Origin of the sequence: Citrobacter sp. CK206 (assembly GCF_030333125.1) — a bacterium.
GTDB classification, from domain to species: domain Bacteria; phylum Pseudomonadota; class Gammaproteobacteria; order Enterobacterales; family Enterobacteriaceae; genus Citrobacter_B; species Citrobacter_B koseri.
Genome location: NZ_JAOWGM010000028.1, coordinates 321,352 through 339,702, shown reverse-complemented (window position 1 = coordinate 339,702; position 18,351 = coordinate 321,352). Strand labels below are relative to the sequence as shown.

General features: G+C 46.4%; 23 protein-coding genes. 10 read left to right on the top strand and 13 right to left on the bottom strand.

Annotation, left to right across the window (positions count from 1 at the left end; translation table 11 throughout):
- Positions 1-5: 5 nt before the first annotated feature.
- Together OGX81_RS14155 and OGX81_RS14150 are read right to left on the bottom strand one after the other, a co-directional pair.
- The gene (locus OGX81_RS14155; protein ID WP_104868013.1) at positions 6-1,034 is read right to left on the bottom strand and encodes a hypothetical protein; all 1,029 of its coding nucleotides are present in this window, start codon (positions 1,032-1,034) and stop codon (positions 6-8) included.
- A gap of 150 nt (positions 1,035-1,184) precedes the next feature.
- Positions 1,185-1,415: a helix-turn-helix transcriptional regulator gene (locus OGX81_RS14150; protein WP_016155001.1), complete on the bottom strand. Its 231-nt coding sequence runs from the start codon at positions 1,413-1,415 to the stop codon at positions 1,185-1,187.
- Positions 1,416-1,510: 95 nt separating this feature from the next.
- Here OGX81_RS14150 and OGX81_RS14145 point away from each other — a divergent pair, with 95 nt between their 5' ends.
- Positions 1,511-2,206, top strand: coding sequence for a hypothetical protein (locus tag OGX81_RS14145; RefSeq protein ID WP_104868014.1), 696 nt, complete (start codon positions 1,511-1,513; stop codon positions 2,204-2,206).
- Between the two features lie 40 nt (positions 2,207-2,246).
- Here the strand turns inward: OGX81_RS14145 and OGX81_RS14140 are convergent, their stop codons facing one another.
- On the bottom strand, positions 2,247-2,624 hold the full coding sequence (locus tag OGX81_RS14140) for a helix-turn-helix domain-containing protein (protein ID WP_085347587.1): 378 nt from the start codon (positions 2,622-2,624) through the stop codon (positions 2,247-2,249).
- Between the two features lie 257 nt (positions 2,625-2,881).
- On the opposite strand from OGX81_RS14140, the gene OGX81_RS14135 reads away from it, so the two are divergent.
- From OGX81_RS14135 to OGX81_RS14125, 3 genes are all read left to right on the top strand, one after another.
- The gene (locus OGX81_RS14135; RefSeq protein ID WP_187305234.1) at positions 2,882-3,445 is read left to right on the top strand and encodes a hypothetical protein; all 564 of its coding nucleotides are present in this window, start codon (positions 2,882-2,884) and stop codon (positions 3,443-3,445) included.
- Between the two features lie 72 nt (positions 3,446-3,517).
- Positions 3,518-4,006: a hypothetical protein gene (locus OGX81_RS14130; protein ID WP_146209159.1), complete on the top strand. Its 489-nt coding sequence runs from the start codon at positions 3,518-3,520 to the stop codon at positions 4,004-4,006.
- A gap of 53 nt (positions 4,007-4,059) precedes the next feature.
- Positions 4,060-4,419, top strand: a complete 360-nt coding sequence (locus OGX81_RS14125) for an acyl-CoA dehydrogenase (protein WP_104868016.1) — start codon at positions 4,060-4,062, stop codon at positions 4,417-4,419.
- Positions 4,420-4,463: 44 nt separating this feature from the next.
- Here the strand turns inward: OGX81_RS14125 and gapS4b are convergent, their stop codons facing one another.
- The 5 genes from gapS4b to OGX81_RS14100 form a co-directional block, all read right to left on the bottom strand.
- Entirely contained in the window at positions 4,464-5,612 is a 1,149-nt protein-coding gene (gene gapS4b, locus OGX81_RS14120) for a GapS4b family protein (RefSeq protein WP_104868017.1), read from the bottom strand.
- Complete coding sequence (gene gapS4a / locus OGX81_RS14115; RefSeq protein ID WP_085347583.1) at positions 5,609-6,553, bottom strand: GapS4a family protein; 945 nt, start codon at positions 6,551-6,553, stop codon at positions 5,609-5,611. Before gapS4a ends, gapS4b begins: the two co-directional genes overlap by 4 nt.
- Positions 6,553-7,569 carry a nucleoid-associated protein gene (locus OGX81_RS14110; protein WP_110123647.1) on the bottom strand — a complete coding sequence of 339 codons (1,017 nt, stop codon included), beginning with the start codon at positions 7,567-7,569 and terminating at the stop codon, positions 6,553-6,555. Before OGX81_RS14110 ends, gapS4a begins: the two co-directional genes overlap by 1 nt.
- A 180-nt stretch (positions 7,570-7,749) precedes the next feature.
- A complete protein-coding gene (locus OGX81_RS14105) occupies positions 7,750-9,009 on the bottom strand; it encodes a tyrosine-type recombinase/integrase (RefSeq protein WP_104868019.1) in 1,260 nt (419 codons plus the stop codon).
- Between the two features lie 194 nt (positions 9,010-9,203).
- The gene (locus tag OGX81_RS14100; protein WP_104868020.1) at positions 9,204-10,067 is read right to left on the bottom strand and encodes a YicC/YloC family endoribonuclease; all 864 of its coding nucleotides are present in this window, start codon (positions 10,065-10,067) and stop codon (positions 9,204-9,206) included.
- Positions 10,068-10,192: 125 nt separating this feature from the next.
- Between OGX81_RS14100 and rph the strand changes: the two genes are divergently transcribed.
- Together rph and pyrE are read left to right on the top strand one after the other, a co-directional pair.
- Positions 10,193-10,909 (top strand): ribonuclease PH, encoded by a 717-nt coding sequence (rph, locus tag OGX81_RS14095; protein ID WP_012135779.1) that lies wholly within the window; start codon positions 10,193-10,195, stop codon positions 10,907-10,909.
- A 64-nt stretch (positions 10,910-10,973) separates the two neighbouring features.
- Positions 10,974-11,615, top strand: coding sequence for an orotate phosphoribosyltransferase (gene pyrE / locus OGX81_RS14090; protein ID WP_024131063.1), 642 nt, complete (start codon positions 10,974-10,976; stop codon positions 11,613-11,615).
- A 75-nt stretch (positions 11,616-11,690) separates the two neighbouring features.
- Here the strand turns inward: pyrE and slmA are convergent, their stop codons facing one another.
- The 3 genes from slmA to coaBC form a co-directional block, all read right to left on the bottom strand.
- Positions 11,691-12,287 carry a nucleoid occlusion factor SlmA gene (gene slmA, locus OGX81_RS14085; RefSeq protein ID WP_012135776.1) on the bottom strand — a complete coding sequence of 199 codons (597 nt, stop codon included), beginning with the start codon at positions 12,285-12,287 and terminating at the stop codon, positions 11,691-11,693.
- Positions 12,288-12,396: 109 nt separating this feature from the next.
- On the bottom strand, positions 12,397-12,855 hold the full coding sequence (gene dut, locus OGX81_RS14080; RefSeq protein WP_006687626.1) for a dUTP diphosphatase: 459 nt from the start codon (positions 12,853-12,855) through the stop codon (positions 12,397-12,399).
- Positions 12,833-14,053, bottom strand: a complete 1,221-nt coding sequence (gene coaBC, locus OGX81_RS14075) for a bifunctional phosphopantothenoylcysteine decarboxylase/phosphopantothenate--cysteine ligase CoaBC (protein ID WP_096753935.1) — start codon at positions 14,051-14,053, stop codon at positions 12,833-12,835. Before coaBC ends, dut begins: the two co-directional genes overlap by 23 nt.
- 173 nt (positions 14,054-14,226) lie before the next feature.
- Here coaBC and radC point away from each other — a divergent pair, with 173 nt between their 5' ends.
- The 4 genes from radC (at position 14,227) to mutM (ending at position 16,438) form a co-directional block, all read left to right on the top strand.
- On the top strand, positions 14,227-14,889 hold the full coding sequence (radC, locus tag OGX81_RS14070) for a RadC family protein (RefSeq protein ID WP_047460249.1): 663 nt from the start codon (positions 14,227-14,229) through the stop codon (positions 14,887-14,889).
- 216 nt (positions 14,890-15,105) lie between these two features.
- Positions 15,106-15,342: a 50S ribosomal protein L28 gene (rpmB, locus tag OGX81_RS14065; protein ID WP_003024071.1), complete on the top strand. Its 237-nt coding sequence runs from the start codon at positions 15,106-15,108 to the stop codon at positions 15,340-15,342.
- A gap of 20 nt (positions 15,343-15,362) precedes the next feature.
- Positions 15,363-15,530, top strand: a complete 168-nt coding sequence (gene rpmG / locus OGX81_RS14060; protein ID WP_001051798.1) for a 50S ribosomal protein L33 — start codon at positions 15,363-15,365, stop codon at positions 15,528-15,530.
- A 98-nt stretch (positions 15,531-15,628) separates the two neighbouring features.
- A complete protein-coding gene (gene mutM, locus OGX81_RS14055) occupies positions 15,629-16,438 on the top strand; it encodes a bifunctional DNA-formamidopyrimidine glycosylase/DNA-(apurinic or apyrimidinic site) lyase (protein WP_012135772.1) in 810 nt (269 codons plus the stop codon).
- A 51-nt stretch (positions 16,439-16,489) separates the two neighbouring features.
- Here mutM and coaD read toward each other — a convergent pair whose 3' ends face one another.
- Positions 16,490-16,969, bottom strand: a complete 480-nt coding sequence (gene coaD / locus OGX81_RS14050) for a pantetheine-phosphate adenylyltransferase (protein ID WP_012135771.1) — start codon at positions 16,967-16,969, stop codon at positions 16,490-16,492.
- Between the two features lie 8 nt (positions 16,970-16,977).
- Positions 16,978-18,255, bottom strand: a complete 1,278-nt coding sequence (gene waaA, locus OGX81_RS14045) for a lipid IV(A) 3-deoxy-D-manno-octulosonic acid transferase (protein ID WP_012135770.1) — start codon at positions 18,253-18,255, stop codon at positions 16,978-16,980.
- Between the last annotated feature and the right edge of the window lie 96 nt (positions 18,256-18,351).

Below are 18,351 nucleotides of genomic sequence, written 5' to 3'. Positions count from 1 at the left end.
ACACCCTAAGCAGATGCTATGTTGTATATGCTGCTTAATTGCTCAACGCAGCGTGGCCACAGATTCCAGATCTCACGTTCATCGAAAAGCACTGTTCTATGTCTAGCAAGTAAGGCAGTCAAGCGTGAACGCCCTAGCTGTTGTCTGAGACTGGCTTTCAGCGCTATAACGCTGGGTTCTTTTGGGAGGGTAGTAAGACACCCTCTCATAAGCAACTCCTTTCCTAAGCCGTTAGAATAGACTTGCAGCCGTTTGAATGGGTTTCTCATCTCCAGGAGTTGGGACAGCATCAAGGCATCCTGTTTCTTACTGGTTGGTTTAGCGCCTGGCTTGTATCGAGCTTCGATGCGCAAGAAGCGCTTATGCTCATCCAGATTGATATTAATATGTTTGGCACGACCCTTCAGAATGAGTTTTCTGTCACGGCGTGCATTAACTTTTTCATAACAATGAATATGTAGAAGAGAGCGATTGCTGCCTATTCTAACCCCAGGTAATCCATTTTCAGTATCGTAATACGTGCTCTTCCCTGCGTTTTTTAATCCCCATAGGTAATCATCTAGCTTGCAGTTATATACATCAAGAGCTACATCAATTCTTGTAACCCATGCTCGAATAAGTAGCCGATAAAATATCTCACCTAAGCTGCCATTTATCCATGATACTAATTCATCTATTTTTACTTTCGTCATATGTTGAGGATTAAAATCCAAACGTAGCCCTCCTGTATTAGGATGCTTCGGAACATAATCAATGTGCAATAGAACTGGAGAGTTCTTCTTTCTACTGTATATATTTAGTGATTTGCGGTAAGGTTTTTCATTTTTGTTTTTAATGTATTCAGCTCGATATATCCTTTCACTCCGTTGATTCATTTTTTCAAGTTTACTATACACTTCCTTTCTTTCCTCTTCAGAAAGAAAACTACTAACTACAGTTAACTTATCAATTCTTATTTTTAGATTGTGCCCGTCATTGTCTCTACCGATCTTTAAAGATTGACATATATCTATGTTGCTTCTGTGTAATAACATAACTATTCCTTCTCAGAATAGTGAGAGTCATAGCCCATATGAGGCCATAATCAGCATATGAATCAATATCAGTTATTACTCTCACTATTTATATCTATGTGCATATAACGTGCTATTAGAGGGATGGGATTTTCTGATCCATAAACGTCATCAAATTTTGGTTTCTGCTAACGACACTTTTTGACGATTGGCAATCCATTGCAGTATTTCCACTTCTCGCCATGCAACAGCCCGCGAGGATTCGTTTGTACTTGCTATTCCACCTGTTAGGCGTACAGGCTCTGGGAAGTGGCCTGCTTTTATCTGGCGATAGAGGGTTGCTCGTGAGAAGGCACAGTATTCAAGGACGGTTTTCAGTTTGATCAAGCGTGAGGTGTGCATCGTAAAAGCCTGTTTGGTTTACGCATCCAATTGATGCGGCTAGTCTTTACAGATTTTTGCGGGTGTAATTTTTTCATATAAATATCAGATGGTTGATGCGTGCTCGTTTGAACGCAGACCAAATTTCCGTGATCTTCAAATCTGATGATCAGATTTCTGAAGGATGCTGTGTTAATCTGATGATCAGATCTAAAGGTGGTTTGATTCAGATAGGAAAAATCATGGTTACGAAAAATGAAATTCGAGAAGAAGCAGAATTGGCTTATCGACGTGAGAAGTACATTGAATATCAAAACAGACGCAAGGAAAAATTGGATAAGCTTGGGGGTAAAAAGTTAACAATAAGACTTGATGATGTTCACTATGATAAGCTAATCGAATTATGTGAGACTCTAGGTTATCGTCGCCCAGAGAAAGGAAAATATAACCTTATAGAAACATACTCGGGAGTTATGAAGTATCTATTGAGAATTTCAGATACTATAACAAAGTACATACCGAAAACAGAAGGTTCTCAGGAATTACTGCACTTACATCTACTCGTTAGCCATTTGAAGTATGGACTAAATTTAAGTGATGAAGAGATATTGAAAGAATTAAAAAATAAAGGGATTAAAACACCGCTATCATCGCTCGAAAATACAGTGAAATCAGTGAAGCGTGATGAACTTAGATCTTTAGATAACAAAACTATTAGACGTGATATATACAAGTTTGTTGAGGATCTTTTAAACCAGGAAAAGGTCGTTCAGGAGATGATGGAATTAGATAAAAATGCCCCTCATTGCTGATTTACAAAAATTTGGTTGAAATAGCCATCAATTATTACTGCTATTTGGTGTATTTATCAAGAAACATAATCAATATGCGCCTTTGCTCATGTGTTAAGCGAGGCCATATATTATCAAGTCGACTCTTCAAGTCTGCATCTTTTACAGGAGCGAAATCCTGTTGTTTCTGGACGTCATTTTCAAACGTCGAGAAGCAATCAATGAAAAACCAGCTAATCGGCGTGTTGAGCTTGACCGCGATGTTCACGAGGTGGGCTACGTTGATCTTGTTCGTTCCACGTTCATAACGAGAAAGCTGTTGGTGGGATATATCAACAAGCTCCGCTAAGTGCTGAGCAGTCATCCCCAGCTCTTTACGACGCATTTGAATGCGTTGGCCTACCTGTTTGTCTGCACTATCTGAGGGTAACTGGGCCATATACAGCTCTTCACTTCTTTAAAATGTCTATAGATGGAAGTTTGTGGCCTTTTTTCTCTTGTATGAACATCATCTATGGATTATAAATGAATTTTGCGCATCTATAGTTGTTGTGGTGAAGGGAGGAGAAGAGAGCAAGGCAGTGGATACCTCGTAATCTAACACTTTTGCGGTAATCAACTCCTTGAACTGAAGATGGGATCTTTTTGATATTTTTATAACAAACTCATAAACGAATATCTTGTTTGGTGTGGTTGATGAAAAAACAGGAAGTTTTGATTATTGAATCACGTAGCGATCAGGATATTTATGATGGCAGAGGTGAAGGCGAAACATTAAAGCGTATACTTCATTTGCAGGGTGTCAATGCCAAGAGCATTGAGGCTATTAATGAGAAAATGCTTATTAAAGCATTAAAAGTCGCTCAAAGAGAAAATATAAAATATGTTCACATTAGTGCGCATGGATATGATAAAGGCTTTGCTCTAACAGATGATGCTATTATTACATGGCGAGATTTAGATCGGATTGCATGGCCGATATTAAGAGGGAAATGTATTTGTTTCTCAAGTTGCTCTGTTGGTAATGGCGCAGAAGAATTATTTACCCTACACAAATCATTTTGTAATGCGATTATTGCTCCAACAAGAGATATTAGCTGGGGGGAGGCATTGGTGGCATATTCTGCATTTTACCATAGAACACAACTACGCGGAAAATCATCTGTCCAGAATGTAAAAGTAATGAATCATATTGTTGGCGCTGGGACGTTCAGGATTATTGAGTCTCCCTATATGTCCCATACATATACAATTGGTTGATTAAGCAAGATGAAATGTAAGTAGGTCTATGTTATTTACAATGAATAATGTGAGTTAATTTAGGAGGGTAGTATGAATAATGGGCAAGATGACATTAAGCGTGAAGCGAACGTTCATTCATGGTTATATGGAGTAGGGATAACGGGAGTTATTTCAGGGATTGGTTATATATTCACGCCAGGGGAAATGCCGATTCGTTTAATTGTCAGTGCGTTACTTTTTTTACTGCTTTTGTTTCCTAATGTAAAAGTGGTTTTTTACTTTATTTCAAGCGGCCTCAGATGTAAGGCTTGTAATGCTTCATATAGTATTAAACTAATAGATACTAAAAGAGAGTTTTTATCAGCCATACCCAGAAGTAAAACTCAAAACCAAGGCGTGGTTGGTGGAGATACAAGAGGCCCTCATTGTGGAAAGCAGGCAATTATAAAATCAACCTGGACAGAAGAGCGATATAACATTACTAATATTTATTCGTGTATTAAATGTGGCAATACCTATGATACTCAGCGTATGGAAACACGAAAACAAGGATATTCTAGTACAAAATTTTATCGCTAATGATTTGTTGGTAAAAATATTTTTAATATTTAATGACATATAAAGGAGTAGTAATGAAAAAGATAGTTATAACTTTGTTATTGGCCAGTAGCTTTACTATGGCGCATGCAGCTGAATACGTTAAGAGAAATGGTGCTTTATCGTTGTGGATGGGGAATGGCACTGCTGAATTTAATATTAATGCATCTCACGGTAATGCTTCTGGTGTTTGTAATATGGAGGGCATTGCTGAACGTGTCGGTGCAGGCGCAGGGCAGCGAAATCGCTGGGTTTACAGCGACTCATCGAGTGCATGTGTGGCAGTGATTAGTGAATTGAAAGATGGTTCTGTTAATGTTATGACCCGTAGTTGCGAGAACTATTGCGGTATTTCTGCTGTTGGCTCAATGGATGGGCAGTACCAATATAATTAATCAATTAGGCAAGCATCATAAATTATGATGATGCTTGCCATAGTTTAAGCGGCAGTTTTATCAGTAATCCGCTCTGCTACAATTTTCTCAAATTCAGTTTCTATAAGAAGTCGTACTTGCTTACCAATTTCTGTACTTAGTTCTCTTTTTGCATCTGAGTTTACTTTGTGATCATGAGTGATCTTTAGAATTTCGAAAGTAAGTTCAGCATCATTTTTTGCTAAGTCACCTCTTGAAGGAGTGCTAAAAAATAAACTGGCTTTAAATTCACCAGTATTTGCTGCGGAAGCAAAGCCGAACGTAACGTCCATTCTCTGTACATGATAATAATCATAATATTTTTCATCAGATATTAGGAATATATCATTAAGTTTTTCGCCATCTATCTTCAGTCGTTTTACTGTATGCTTCATCCATGAAATTTGTGGATCGTCTGGAAGTGAAGGGCCTGAGGTATCCCGATTTATTTCCATATCACTCACGCTACCTTTTTTAATAAATCTCCCGTGACCGCCTGTTAACCTTTTGAAGAAACGAACACGTTCAATATTTGTAAAACTGTCAAATGTAATTCTCCGCTCTTTTTCATTTTGAGTCACTCCTGATTCTTTAAGAGTTTTGGTTATTTGAGCGGTCATTCTTCTATTAACAATCTCTGTCTCTTTCGATGAATGTGTTGACGAAAAATCGAGCTTAAGATTGCCTCCTAGACGTTCAATAGCAACCTCGCCATCAAATCTTAGTTCCCTCTGAGTCCAGTCTTTACTAAAATCCTTACGAACTATTGAGAATGGAATTCGTACTTTATTTTTCCCATCAACAATGACGCCTGGACTATCTAAAACCTCAACGTTTTCGATGTTAGCAAATGGATTGAATTCACTTTCAAATAATTGCTTTAGCGGAGTTACCCAATCTGAAGCTGAATCAACCAAATCGAGTGAGGAAACTTTAACTTTAGGTTTTGAATCTCTATCAACAGACGCTTCAATTAAAGCTGAATAACCTGAGGGAGTTAGTAATGTAGCTGACAAAAGTGGAACTGTTATCGATTTATCATTACTCCCAGAAAAAATCCCTTTTGCCTTTAATGCTAAATGGATTTCACCGTATGAAATATGTTCGCTGTTGAGTAGTACACGAAGTTCAGATCCCAATGGGATAGTATAATTAGATTCCAAAATTTGCTTCATTGGGATTCCTCTTGGAGAAGATCAAGAATGGAGCGATTAAATGAAAATGGTATAATTTCTTCAGGGCGATTATGGAATGCGAGTCGAGCTTTTTGTACAGCTTCTTCATCGCGTGCCGGGTTGTAATCAGGCATGCCAATCTTTATATTAGTGATTAGCCCGGACGAAAAACTTAATCCATATGCCATTAAGTTTTTATAAGAGGTTGAATCGAAACTTTCGTTTGCATAAATAATTAGCTCTTTAATACCATCTTTATTCAATACAGCTGGAATTATATCTGAAGCTAAGAGTTCAAGTGGAAGTTCTTTACCTGTCCGCATTTCATCAACAGTTATCGATGTACCAATCCGAGGATAAAAGAACTGATAGTCTCCACCAGTTGAACGTTTACGTAAGTCATCAACTACCCTTAAAAGGAAAGTAGCTCTGCCATTGTCAATTACATAAAATGGAATATCTGTATCCAAATCCAGACGGGCTGGGGCAAGGTCTGCTAAAATACTTTTCTCAATATTATCGTGATCGTTATGGAACCAAATAAGAAGACCTGCGTGATATCTGTTCCTCTTTGCTTTGAAGTTAGTACCGATTTCTCGTAACGTGGAGTTGTATTTTGCACATTCAATAGTTTGATTAAGTTCTTTTATGTGGCTTTTAAACTGTGACCTTAATGTCCCTTCTTTTGGATAACTTCCAAGGGTGTTTTTATTTGAGACATGAACAAAATCAGTTCGATCATCATGGAAGGGATTATTGTAGAGATAGACTTGATCTTCTCCGTGGCTTTGACGTGCATTTCCCTCATCGTTTAGATGAGTTGGAGTATTACAACTGATGGCAATATTGTGAATTAAATGTTGCCAACCAATACGGTTTAGGAGAGCTTTGGCTAATGCTTCCCCAATTTCCCCTGATTTTTTTGACTTTTCACCAGCCATTACTTTGCCTCCTTCATTTGAATATCTACAACCGCACGATATCCGTTCTTAACGGGCTTTACGTCTATTGAATGGATCTTTGCATCTGGATTTGAAACGAGTAGACTGACTCCTTCTGCAATTCGTGCCTTCGTGACAATTTCTTTTGCAAATTTAGCAAGACGTTTGCTTTCAATTGGTACGCTGTCATCAAGTGAAACACCATATTTAAGACGAGCTCCATTCAGCAATTCATCAACTTCTTCATTGTTCAAATAGTTATTTGAAATTTTGCGAATGTCGGATAGAGATAGAGCATCCGTCTCGGTAAGTAATTCTTCTACTTGATGCGTGAATTCCAGTGCATTGCTCGGTGTTTCAACTCTATTAGATATCGCTTTAAGTAATGCACCAGCTATTTGGGCGGATTTTTGAGGTGTTTGGCTTGGTGCTACTTTAAGAAAATTTTCTATCCAATACTTTGTTTTTAGTCCTAAGTTATCGATAGCAAATACTTTCAGGCCATTAGAGATAATGACAGCACCTTTCTGGACTTTACTAAGAGATATTCCAACCCTCTCAATTACTTGGATCTCTCCTTTCTCTTCCCCAACATCTAGGTAATCATCCTTTCCTTCAACTTTGTATAGACCAAGGGCTTGTAGTGATTGATCTTCAGACCTAATACCTTCAAATAAAATCACAAGGAATTCACCGCCACCAATATTCTGATGGCCTGAGCAACTATATAGGTGTTTTGCTATCGCATCACTGCTTTCTTTGAATGCATTAGAAGTTTTGAAAACGTTATTGGCATAATGATTGATAGTGTTCAAGGAAACATCTGATTCATGTGTCAAGCTGTACTCTTGACCTTTTCTGACTACAGGAGCAAGGAAATCTCTTATCAGTAGTTCGTCGAGTGTGCTTGAACGGTGACACTCTGCCTGTGATAGATGAAACCCCTCGTCTCTGAGTTTATTCCCAACACGGTGGACAATGACTTTAGCTACTTTAGCTGAACTAATATCTATCATTTACTCTCCCTGATTTTAAATGTATCAGTTCATAACTGATTGATAGTAAAACACTTATCTCAGATCGGATATTGTCAATACAACGTTGGATTACGAGTCAGTAAACCCAGAAAAGCAATTGAAACCAAAACCTGCTTGAAGGTTTGCAAGTTAATTTGCATCCACCACTTATGATGATAATTAGCTACTTTTCTTCAAGGGTGTTACGTTGTAGTCATTACCTTTCTCCAACGAAACTAGCATGTTAGCCCACAAATCCAAAGCTCGCTTCCTCTCATCGAAATACTGATAACGGTTGTATATCCCCTCAACACCTTTAATTCTGTGATTCAGGCAACGTTCTGCAACTACCGGGTCAACCCCTAACGCCGCAAGGTGCGATCGTGCGGTACGCCGAAAATCATGAATAGTAAAATTAGGTACATCAGGTAGATTGCCCTTTACCTTGCTCAACGCAACAGGCAGTGTGCTTTCTTGAATATGCGGAATCATGCGGTGCTGCATCTTTCTGGCTGGAAGCACCCACTGGCTATTGCAGGAAATCTGATGCAGTTCTTTCAACCATTCAAGCGCTGGTGCAGGGATAGGGATATCGATCGCATCACCATTCTTCACTCGTTCAGCGGGTAAGTGCCAGACCGCTACATCAAGATCGAACTCCTCCCAGCGTGCACCGCAAAGCTCCATCTTACGGCAGCAGAACACCAGCAGAAGTTTCATTGTCAGCTCGTTTTGACGTGAGAAGCCTTTTGTCATGGGCATAGCCTGGAAGAGCTTCATCAACTCTTCACGGCTGAGCCAGCGTTCTCTGCTTTGCTCCTGCCCACCAGCATCCGAGATTTCAAAAGCACTAGTAGGGTTGCTTTCAAGCATATGTCGCTTGATACCGAAATCAAAAATACGGCGAGTCCAGCGAAGAACGTCATTAGCAACTGTAGGCGCTCCACGTTGGACGATTTTTTGTAGCATATCGTCGATATGCCAGGCTTTAACTTCTTCGATTCTGAAATGCCCGATATTAGGGTTGATGTCTTTGTCTATGCGACGACGCAGAATGTCAGGGTGCTTCCACCGATTGAGGATTTGACGTTCAAAGTATTCTGCCGCTAGTTCTGAAACGCGGAGCGCATGTTTCTCTTCCTCCATCTTCTTCAGCGCTTCAGCCTTACGTTCCTGCTTCTCTCCCGCTACGTCATGACCCAGAGCGACACGGGCGGAAAGCTCTTTAGCAATTTCCCGCGCTTTAGCGAGAGAAATGGTGGGGTAGTAGCCAATGAGCATCACCCTGGATTTTCCTGCGATTTTGTAACGAAAGCGCCAGAACAACTCTTTATATTTCTCAGGAAAACATAGATATAACCCATTCCCATCAGAGCGTCCTGCGAAGCGCTCGTTGTTTCTTTTCCATGTACGGATTTGTATGTCGGTCAGATTTCCCATATGTCTCTCATCTTCAGAGGGGGGTGTACTTAAATGAGTGTACTTAAGACTGAGTAAGTACACCTTTAAGTGCACACAAAACACGCGCTGTAGTGATACGATATGAGACTATATAAAACAAAAAAGGCCATTATTTACAATGGCCTTTTTATCCTGATGTGACTTTATGAGACTACGCGAGATCGCGTGAAACTTTACTCGATATTCTGGATCTGCTCGCGCATTTGCTCGATCAATACTTTCAGCTCAATTGCAGAATTGGTGACATCAGCATTGATGGATTTGGAGGCCAGCGTGTTCGACTCGCGGTTGAACTCCTGCATCATAAAGTCCAGACGACGGCCAACCGCCTCTTTTTTCTTCAGGATGTTGTAGGTTTCTTTGACGTGCGCGTCCAGACGATCCAGCTCTTCCGCCACGTCAATGCGCTGTGCCATCAGCACCAGCTCTTGCTCCAGACGGTTATTTTCCAGTTGTACCTGTGCGTCTTCCAGTTTTGCTACCAGACGTTCGCGCTGCCATTGCAGGATTTCCGGCATATGGGCGCGGACTTTCACTACCTCAGCGCTGACGCCTTCCAGACGCTGCTCAATCAGCGCTTTCAAAGCCTGACCTTCGGTTTCCCGGGCGGCAATGAAGTCATCCAGCGTCCCGTCCAGCGCGGCGAGGATCTCTGCGGCAATCGCGTCCAGATCCTGTTCCTGGGCGGCCATGACGCCCGGCCAACGCAGGATATCTACCGGGTTGATTTCCCCTTCATCGCTCTGCATTTTGACCCAGTTCGCGGAGGCAACGAGCTGCTTTGCCAGCTTCTCATTCAGAATGAGTTCGCCTTGCGCGCTGGCATCGGGTTCAAAGCGTAAAGTACATTCGATTTTTCCGCGCGTCAGGCGTGTACGAATGCGTTCGCGTACAACAGGTTCAAGGCTACGGAACTGTTCCGGCAGACGAAAATACGTTTCCAGATAACGCTGGTTTACCGAGCGCATTTCCCAGGTAGCGCTACCCCATTCACCCTTGATTTCACGCCGGGCGTAGGCGGTCATACTGCGGATCATAGACGTTCCTGTTTTTAAAGGAGAGATGGAAGGATTATAGCCATCCATGCCTTGTCAGGATAGGAATAACCGCCGGAAGTCCGTATAATGCGCAGCCACATTCGTTTCAAGCCGGAGATCTCAATATGCGTCCAGCAGGCCGTAGCGCTAATCAGGTGCGTCCCGTAACCCTGACCCGTAACTATACAAAACACGCTGAAGGCTCGGTGCTGGTCGAATTTGGAGATACCAAAGTGCTGTGCACGGCATCCATCGAAGAAGGCGTACCGCGCTTTTTGAAAGGGCAGGGCCAGGGGTGGATCACCGCAGAATATGGCATGTTGCCACGCGCTACGCATACCCGTAACGCGCGTGAAGCGGCGAAAGGCAAGCAGGGCGGCCGCACGATGGAAATCCAGCGTCTGATCGCCCGCGCGCTGCGCGCTGCTGTCGATCTTAAAACGCTTGGCGAGTTTACTATCACTCTGGATTGCGATGTGATCCAGGCGGACGGCGGTACGCGTACTGCATCTATCTCCGGGGCTTGTGTTGCGCTGGCCGATGCGCTGAACAAGCTGGTCGCGAACGGTAAGCTGAAAACCAACCCGATGAAAGGGATGGTGGCTGCGGTTTCCGTCGGCATCGTGAATGGTGAAGCGCTCTGCGATCTGGAGTACGTTGAAGACTCCGCGGCTGAAACCGATATGAACGTGGTAATGACCGAAGACGGTCGAATTATTGAAGTGCAGGGAACGGCAGAAGGCGAGCCGTTCAGTCACGAAGAACTCCTTACCTTGTTGGCATTAGCCCGAGGGGGAATCGAATCCATTGTAGCGACGCAGAAAGCGGCGTTAGAAAATTGATTTTAAGGCGACCAGCGAGTCGCCTTTTTTTTGTCTGTAATAAAGTGAAATGAGGAGCGAATCCATGAAACCGTATCAGCGCCAGTTTATTGAGTTTGCGCTTAACAAGCAGGTACTAAAGTTTGGTGAATTTACGCTGAAATCCGGGCGCAAAAGCCCCTATTTCTTCAACGCCGGGCTGTTTAATACCGGGCGCGATCTGGCTCTGCTGGGACGTTTTTATGCCGAAGCGTTGGTGGATTCGGGTATCGATTTCGATCTGCTGTTTGGTCCGGCCTATAAAGGTATTCCGATTGCGACGACCACCGCTGTTGCACTGGCGGAACACCATGACAAAGACCTGCCGTACTGCTTTAACCGTAAGGAAGCCAAAGACCACGGTGAAGGCGGAAGTCTGGTCGGGAGCCCATTACAGGGACGCGTGATGCTGGTGGATGATGTGATCACTGCGGGTACTGCGATTCGTGAATCGATGGAGATTATTCAGGCGAATGGCGCAAGTCTGGCGGGGGTGCTGATTTCTTTGGATCGTCAGGAGCGTGGCCGTGGCGAGATTTCCGCGATTCAGGAAGTGGAACGCGATTACGGGTGTCAGGTGATCTCGATTATCACTCTGAAAGACCTGATTGCGTATCTGGAAGAGAAACCAGAGATGGCGGAACATCTGGCGGCAGTGCGCGCGTATCGGGAAGCGTACGGGGTTTAAGTGAATTGCCCGGCGGCGTAGCGCTTACCGGGCCTGTAAGGCCGGATAAGGCATCGCCGCCATCCGGCTACGCTGTTACTGCAATTGCGCAGCAACCAACGGCCAGCGGGCGTCGAAATCGTCCGTTGGGCGGTATTTGAACTCGCTGCGTACAAAGCGGGACAACATCCCTTCACAAAACGCCAGCAACTGACTTGCCAGCAGGGTTTCATCCGTGGCGTACCCTTCGCCTTCGCGCATTCTTTTTTCCCGCAGAACCTGACGCAGCTGCGCTTCAATGCGCTCAAACAGCTGGTTAATCCGTCCTTGCAGGCGATCTTGTTCAAACATTAACGCATGACCGGTGAGGATACGCGTCAGGCCTGGGTTGCGTTCGCCGAAGCCCAGAATCAACAACACGATTAAACGCAGACGCGCGCTGGTGTCTTTCTCATCTTTTAAGATCAGATTGATACGGGTAATCAGACTGTCTTCGATAAACTCAATCAGACTATCGAACATGCGAGTCTTACTGGGAAAATGGCGATACAGCGCCGCTTCAGAAACGCCGACGGAGGCTGCCAGTTTCGCTGTTGTGATGCGTTGGCTTCCATCGCTGGATTCCAGCATCAGCGCCAGAGACTGAAGTATTTCTTCGCGACGATTCCTTTTCGCAGTTTGTTTTTCTGCCATGTTACAAAATACCCCTGAAAATAAGCACTTGCCAGGCGAGCATCCACACTATGACCGCAAACTCAGCGTTTGCGGCGATGTTATGTCGTTATCAGGATGCGTAAATGTCTTACTTGCGACCAGAATGGCCGAAGCCGCCTTCACCACGGTCGGTGGCTTCAAACTCTTCCACCAGATTAAATTCGGCTTGTACAACCGGTACGAAAACCATCTGAGCAATACGTTCGCCTGGCTCAATGGTAAAGCTGTCCTGGCCACGGTTCCAGATGGAAACCATTAACTGACCCTGATAGTCAGAGTCGATCAGGCCGACCAGATTGCCGAGCACAATACCATGCTTATGGCCCAGGCCGGAACGTGGCAGCATTACCGCCGCCAGAGACGGATCGGCAATATGAATCGCCAGACCGGTCGGCACCAGCGTTGTTGCGCCAGGCGCCAGTTCTACGGCGTCATCGAGACAGGCGCGCAGGTCAAGTCCGGCGGAGCCGGAGGTGGCATAAGTTGGAAGCGGAAATTGCTGCCCAACGCGCGGGTCCAGAATCTTAACGTCGATTTTTTTCATCATAACGGGTCACGATCTCGTCGAGTAATAATTGGCCCAGGAGCGCTTTCCGTTCGAGCGGTAAGGCTTTATCTCCATCCTGCCAGAAAAGGTGTAATGCGTTGCTGTCGCTATTAAATCCTTGAGTTGAAAGCGAAACATCGTTCGCGCAGATCAGATCAAGGTTTTTGCGGATACGTTTTTGCCGGGCGTATTCTTCCACATTATTTGTTTCCGCGGCAAACCCAACGACATAAGGACGCTTGTCTTTGAGTGCGGCGACCCCGGCGACAATATCAGGGTTCTTGACCATTTTTACTGTTAATTCATCGCCCTGCGTCGCCTGTTTCTTAATTTTTTCACTGGCGACGGCGGCTGCACGGTAGTCAGCAACCGCAGCACAGCCGATGAAAATATGCTGCTTCTGAACCGCTGCCTGGACCGCCGCTTCCATTTCCAGCGCGGTCATCACATCAATGCGCTGAACAAAAGGTGGCGTGGGCAGCGCAACGGGGCCGGAAACCAGCGTAACGTTGGCGCCGCGTCGTGCGGCGGCGGCGGCAATGGCAAATCCCATCTTACCGGAGCTGTGGTTAGAGATATAACGCACCGGATCGAGCGGCTCGCGCGTCGGGCCCGCCGTAATCATGATGTTGAGATGTTGCAGATCGTTGACAGGGGAGAAATGCGCTGCCGCCATATCCACAATGGTCAACGGGTCGAGCATGCGTCCTGGCCCCACGTCTCCACATGCCTGGCTGCCGCTGTCCGGCCCCCAGATAAGCATTCCGCGTGACGCGAGTACATCCAGATTATGTTGCGTGGCGGCGGCGCGATACATTTGCTGGTTCATGGCCGGAAGTACGGCAATCGGGGCGGGTGTCGCCAGACAAATCGTTGAAACCAGATCGTTGGCCATACCGGCAGCAACGCGAGCGATCAGATCTGCCGTGGCTGGCGCGAGGATAACTAAATCCGCCCATTTTCCCAGCTCAATATGGCCCATCGCGGCTTCTGCGGCAGGGTCAAGCAGACTGTCAGAAACGGGATAACCCGACACCGCCTGTAGGCTCAGGGGCGTGATAAAGGCTTTTGCCGCTTCGGTCATCGCCACGCGGACGTCGGCGCCGCGTTCGCGTAAACGACGCACCAGTTCAGGGGCTTTATAGGCAGCAATGCCGCCGCTCACGCCGAGAACGATTTTTTTGCCAGCCAGGCTCATCATGATCTTTCCTGTTGGATTGCACCAGAAGGCGGACATTTTATCACAATCCTGAATCCCGTCGTGCAGTTGCCCGTAATTCACTTTGCGAGGCGCTACGCAGGAGTGAAATACGGGCGTCGATTCACCTCAGGAGCTATGCCACCATGAGGCGTGCTTAAGGAGGTGAACGTATGGATGCGCCGGAACGTTTAATGCCCCGGGAAAAAATGTTGAAGTCAGGAATTGGTTCGCTGACTGATGTTGAACTGCTGGCGCTCTTTTTACGTACAGGAGTGCCAGGAAAAGATGTGATGGCTCTGGCGCATGAAACGCTGCAACGCAGTGGGTCGCTCTATGGGTTGCTGTCTGCGGATTTCGCGCAATTTCGCGGTACAGGTATCGGTATCGCTAAGTATGCGCAGCTTAAGGGGATTGCCGAACTGGCAAGGCGCTATTACAAGGCGCGCATGATGAAGGAAAACGCGTTGTTGAGCCCGGAAATGACGCGTGAGTTTCTGCAAAGCCAGTTGGCGGGGGAAGAGCGGGAGATCTTCCTTGTGATCTTTCTGGATGCCCGGCACCGGGTGATTAAACACAGCCGTCTTTTTTCCGGCACGCTGAATCATGTCGAGGTGCATCCGCGCGAGATTATCCGCGAGGCGATAAAATTAAATGCTTCTGCGGTGATCCTTGCGCATAATCACCCCTCGGGGTGTGCAGAACCGAGCAAAGCGGATAAACTCATCACCGAACGTGTCGTAAAATGTTGTCAGTTCATGGATATACGAGTACTGGATCACCTTGTGATTGGGCGCGGAGAGTACGTTTCTTTTGCCGAACGTGGTTGGATTTAGAACACTTCGCGCGATCCATCGGGATCTTTGTCTGTTCGGGACTTGAGCACATCGCTTACACAGCGTATACTACGCCACCTTTGAGAATCTCGGGTTTGGCATTTGGGCCTGGCAATCGAGAGTTCACAATGAACTGCGATAACCAGGCTGAGAAGCCTGACGAGGCGCCAATACCCCATACGAAGCTCGAGCTAATTTGATTTTTGGAGAATAGACATGTCCCGAGTCTGCCAAGTTACTGGCAAGCGTCCGGTGACCGGTAACAACCGTTCCCACGCACTGAACGCGACTAAACGCCGTTTCCTGCCTAACCTGCACTCTCACCGTTTCTGGGTTGAGAGCGAGAAGCGTTTTGTCACCCTGCGTGTATCTGCTAAAGGTATGCGTGTAATTGATAAGAAAGGCATCGAAACAGTTCTGTCCGAACTGCGTGCCCGTGGCGAAAAGTACTAAGTACTTAGAGGAAATAAATCATGGCTAAAGGTATTCGTGAGAAAATCAAGCTGGTTTCTTCTGCTGGTACTGGTCACTTCTATACCACCACGAAGAACAAACGTACTAAGCCGGAAAAACTGGAACTGAAAAAGTTCGATCCAGTTGTCCGTCAGCACGTTATCTACAAAGAAGCGAAAATCAAATAATTCTCGCTTTGATGTAGTGAAAAACCTCGCTTCGGCGGGGTTTTTTGTTTTCTGGCCGTCCCCATATTAATGAGACCTGAAACAGAGCCGGAGACGTTATGCCTGAATTACCTGAAGTTGAAACCAGCCGCCGCGGCATTGAACCGCATCTGGTTGGGGCAACCATTCTGCATGCCAATGTGCGTAATGGACGTCTGCGCTGGCCGGTATCGGAAGAGATCTACCGCCTGAGCGATAAACCCGTTCTCAGCGTTCAACGCCGCGCGAAATATTTGCTGCTGGAGTTACCGGATGGCTGGATCATCATTCATCTGGGAATGTCGGGCAGTTTGCGTATCCTTCCTGAAGAACTTCCCGCTGAAAAACATGACCACGTTGATCTGGTGATGAGCAATGGCAAAGTCCTGCGCTACACCGATCCTCGCCGCTTTGGCGCCTGGCTGTGGACGAAAGAGCTGGAAGGGCATAACGTGCTGGCGCATCTCGGCCCTGAGCCGCTGAGCGACGATTTTAACGGGGCCTATTTGCAGCAGAAATGTGCGAAGAAGAAAACGGCAATTAAACCCTGGCTGATGGATAACAAACTGGTGGTGGGCGTGGGAAATATCTACGCCAGCGAGTCGTTGTTTGCGGCAGGCATCCATCCTGACCGTCTGGCGTCGTCATTATCGCAGGTCGAGTGTGAGCTGCTGGCCCGCGTGATTAAGGCCGTTTTACTGCGTTCCATCGAGCAGGGGGGTACAACGTTGAAAGATTTTCTGCAAAGCGACGGTAAGCCGGGCTATTTTGCTCAGGAGTTGCAGGTTTACGGACGTAAAGGGGAACCGTGCCGGGTTTGCGGTACGCCGATCGTTGCGGCTAAACACGCGCAACGGGCGACGTTCTACTGCCGTCAGTGTCAGAAATAAGATGGATTGCAGGCCGGATAACGCGCTGACGCGCCATCCGGTAAAAGCGTTTTACTTCAGCTTATCCATCAGGGCCTGATGAACGTTCTCCGGTAAGAAGTGGGTAACGTCGCCCTGATGGCGCGCCACTTCTTTTACCAGCGAAGAAGAGATAAAAGACCACTCTTTTGAAGGCATCAGGAAGACGCTTTCAAGCTGCGGCATTAAATGACGATTCATGTGCGCCAGCTGCATTTCATATTCAAAATCAGCCACGGCGCGCAAGCCGCGAATCAAAATATTGGCCTGCTGAATGCGCGCGAAGTTGGCCATTAAGTCACTGAATCCCATGACTTCCACGTTGCCGAGGTGCGCCGTCGCCTGTTGCGCCAGCGCTACACGCTCTTCAAGGGTAAACATCGGTTTTTTGCTGGGGCTGGCGGCAATGGCGAGGATAACGTGATCAAACATCTGCGTCGCGCGCGTCACGATATCAATATGGCCGTTGGTGATCGGATCGAAGGTTCCTGGGTAAATCGCCCGTTTTTGCATGACAGCCCTCAATGCGTTTTCGGTGGCAGGTAAGGTTCCAGCAGTTGTAACAGACGCTGTAGCGCACCCTGGTTTTGGTACAGTACTTCAACGGCGTGTCGACCGTAGAAATTACGATAATCCGCGTCGGTCAGTAAAGACGAAACCTCTTTTACCAGCGTTGTGGCATCGGTTACGGTAATCAGCCCGCTTGCTTGCTCCAGTCGGGCGCAAATATCTTTGAAGTTAAAGGTATGAGGGCCCATCAATACCGGTATCGCGTGTGCGGCAGCTTCCAGCGGGTTATGTCCTCCGCGTTCAACCAGCGAACCGCCGACAAATGCGAGATCCGCAATACCATACAGTAGCATTAATTCGCCCATTGTATCGCCAATAACAACCTGGGTACTGGCGGACGGCACCTCTCCTGAGGAACGCGTGGTATAGCTGAGCCCTGCCTGGCGCACGAGGTTAATCGCATCCGGGAACCGCTCTGGATGGCGAGGAACCAGAATCAGCAACAGGTTAGGGAATTGATGCAGCAATGCCTGATGGGCGGCGATAACAATACTCTCTTCGCCGTCATGCGTACTGGTGGCGATCCACACCGGGCGGTGCGGCGCCCACTGGCGACGTAGCGTAACCGCTTTTGCTGCAAGCTGCGGCGTCACGGAAATATCAAATTTCAGACTGCCGGTGACGGTGAGCTGGTTATTTTTCGCACCCAACGCGATAAAACGCGCGCCATCTTCTTCATTTTGCGCCGCGATTAGCGTAATGCGACGCAGCAGTCTGCGAACAAATTTCCCCAGCTTTGTATAGCCAGCAGCCGACCGGGCGGAAAGGCGCGCGTTGGCGATAACCAACGGAATATGGCGTTTATGCAGCGCGGCAATCAGGTTCGGCCAGAGCTCGGTTTCCATAATCAACACCAGTTTAGGGTCAACTTTATTCAGGAAACGGTTGAGCGCATCGGGCAAATCATAAGGAAGATAGACGTGCTGAACATCGCTGCCAAATGCGGACTGTACGCGCTCTGAGCCGGTAGGCGTCATGGTGGTGACGGTAATCGGCAAATCAGGATAACGGTGTCGCAGGGCGCGAACTAAAGGAATTGCCGCCAGTGTTTCACCCACAGAGACGGAATGCAGCATGATCCCGCCAGGTTTAAGCGGATGACGGTAAAAACCGTAACGTTCGCCCCAGCGTTTACGGTAGGCTGGCGCTTTACGTCCACGCACCCAAAGCCGTATCCAGATCAAGGGCTGAATAAGGTAGAGAAGGGCGGTGTAAAGCAATTCGAGCATAGTAAATAGCTGACTGATGGATGTGCTGGGGATTCTATGTATTTAGCCTGGGCTTTACCATCATTTTTATCCTTGTTGCACTAAAACACCTGAATT

Coding starts and splice junctions, on each gene's coding strand:
- OGX81_RS14155 (WP_104868013.1), bottom strand. CDS start 1,034: ATGTTATTACACAGAAGCAACATAGATATATGTCAATCTTTAAAGATC.
- OGX81_RS14150 (WP_016155001.1), bottom strand. CDS start 1,415: ATGCACACCTCACGCTTGATCAAACTGAAAACCGTCCTTGAATACTGT.
- OGX81_RS14145 (WP_104868014.1), top strand. CDS start 1,511: ATGCGTGCTCGTTTGAACGCAGACCAAATTTCCGTGATCTTCAAATCT.
- OGX81_RS14140 (WP_085347587.1), bottom strand. CDS start 2,624: ATGGCCCAGTTACCCTCAGATAGTGCAGACAAACAGGTAGGCCAACGC.
- OGX81_RS14135 (WP_187305234.1), top strand. CDS start 2,882: ATGAAAAAACAGGAAGTTTTGATTATTGAATCACGTAGCGATCAGGAT.
- OGX81_RS14130 (WP_146209159.1), top strand. CDS start 3,518: ATGAATAATGGGCAAGATGACATTAAGCGTGAAGCGAACGTTCATTCA.
- OGX81_RS14125 (WP_104868016.1), top strand. CDS start 4,060: ATGAAAAAGATAGTTATAACTTTGTTATTGGCCAGTAGCTTTACTATG.
- gapS4b (WP_104868017.1), bottom strand. CDS start 5,612: ATGAAGCAAATTTTGGAATCTAATTATACTATCCCATTGGGATCTGAA.
- gapS4a (WP_085347583.1), bottom strand. CDS start 6,553: ATGGCTGGTGAAAAGTCAAAAAAATCAGGGGAAATTGGGGAAGCATTA.
- OGX81_RS14110 (WP_110123647.1), bottom strand. CDS start 7,569: ATGATAGATATTAGTTCAGCTAAAGTAGCTAAAGTCATTGTCCACCGT.
- OGX81_RS14105 (WP_104868019.1), bottom strand. CDS start 9,009: ATGGGAAATCTGACCGACATACAAATCCGTACATGGAAAAGAAACAAC.
- OGX81_RS14100 (WP_104868020.1), bottom strand. CDS start 10,067: ATGATCCGCAGTATGACCGCCTACGCCCGGCGTGAAATCAAGGGTGAA.
- rph (WP_012135779.1), top strand. CDS start 10,193: ATGCGTCCAGCAGGCCGTAGCGCTAATCAGGTGCGTCCCGTAACCCTG.
- pyrE (WP_024131063.1), top strand. CDS start 10,974: ATGAAACCGTATCAGCGCCAGTTTATTGAGTTTGCGCTTAACAAGCAG.
- slmA (WP_012135776.1), bottom strand. CDS start 12,287: ATGGCAGAAAAACAAACTGCGAAAAGGAATCGTCGCGAAGAAATACTT.
- dut (WP_006687626.1), bottom strand. CDS start 12,855: ATGATGAAAAAAATCGACGTTAAGATTCTGGACCCGCGCGTTGGGCAG.
- coaBC (WP_096753935.1), bottom strand. CDS start 14,053: ATGAGCCTGGCTGGCAAAAAAATCGTTCTCGGCGTGAGCGGCGGCATT.
- radC (WP_047460249.1), top strand. CDS start 14,227: ATGGATGCGCCGGAACGTTTAATGCCCCGGGAAAAAATGTTGAAGTCA.
- rpmB (WP_003024071.1), top strand. CDS start 15,106: ATGTCCCGAGTCTGCCAAGTTACTGGCAAGCGTCCGGTGACCGGTAAC.
- rpmG (WP_001051798.1), top strand. CDS start 15,363: ATGGCTAAAGGTATTCGTGAGAAAATCAAGCTGGTTTCTTCTGCTGGT.
- mutM (WP_012135772.1), top strand. CDS start 15,629: ATGCCTGAATTACCTGAAGTTGAAACCAGCCGCCGCGGCATTGAACCG.
- coaD (WP_012135771.1), bottom strand. CDS start 16,969: ATGCAAAAACGGGCGATTTACCCAGGAACCTTCGATCCGATCACCAAC.
- waaA (WP_012135770.1), bottom strand. CDS start 18,255: ATGCTCGAATTGCTTTACACCGCCCTTCTCTACCTTATTCAGCCCTTG.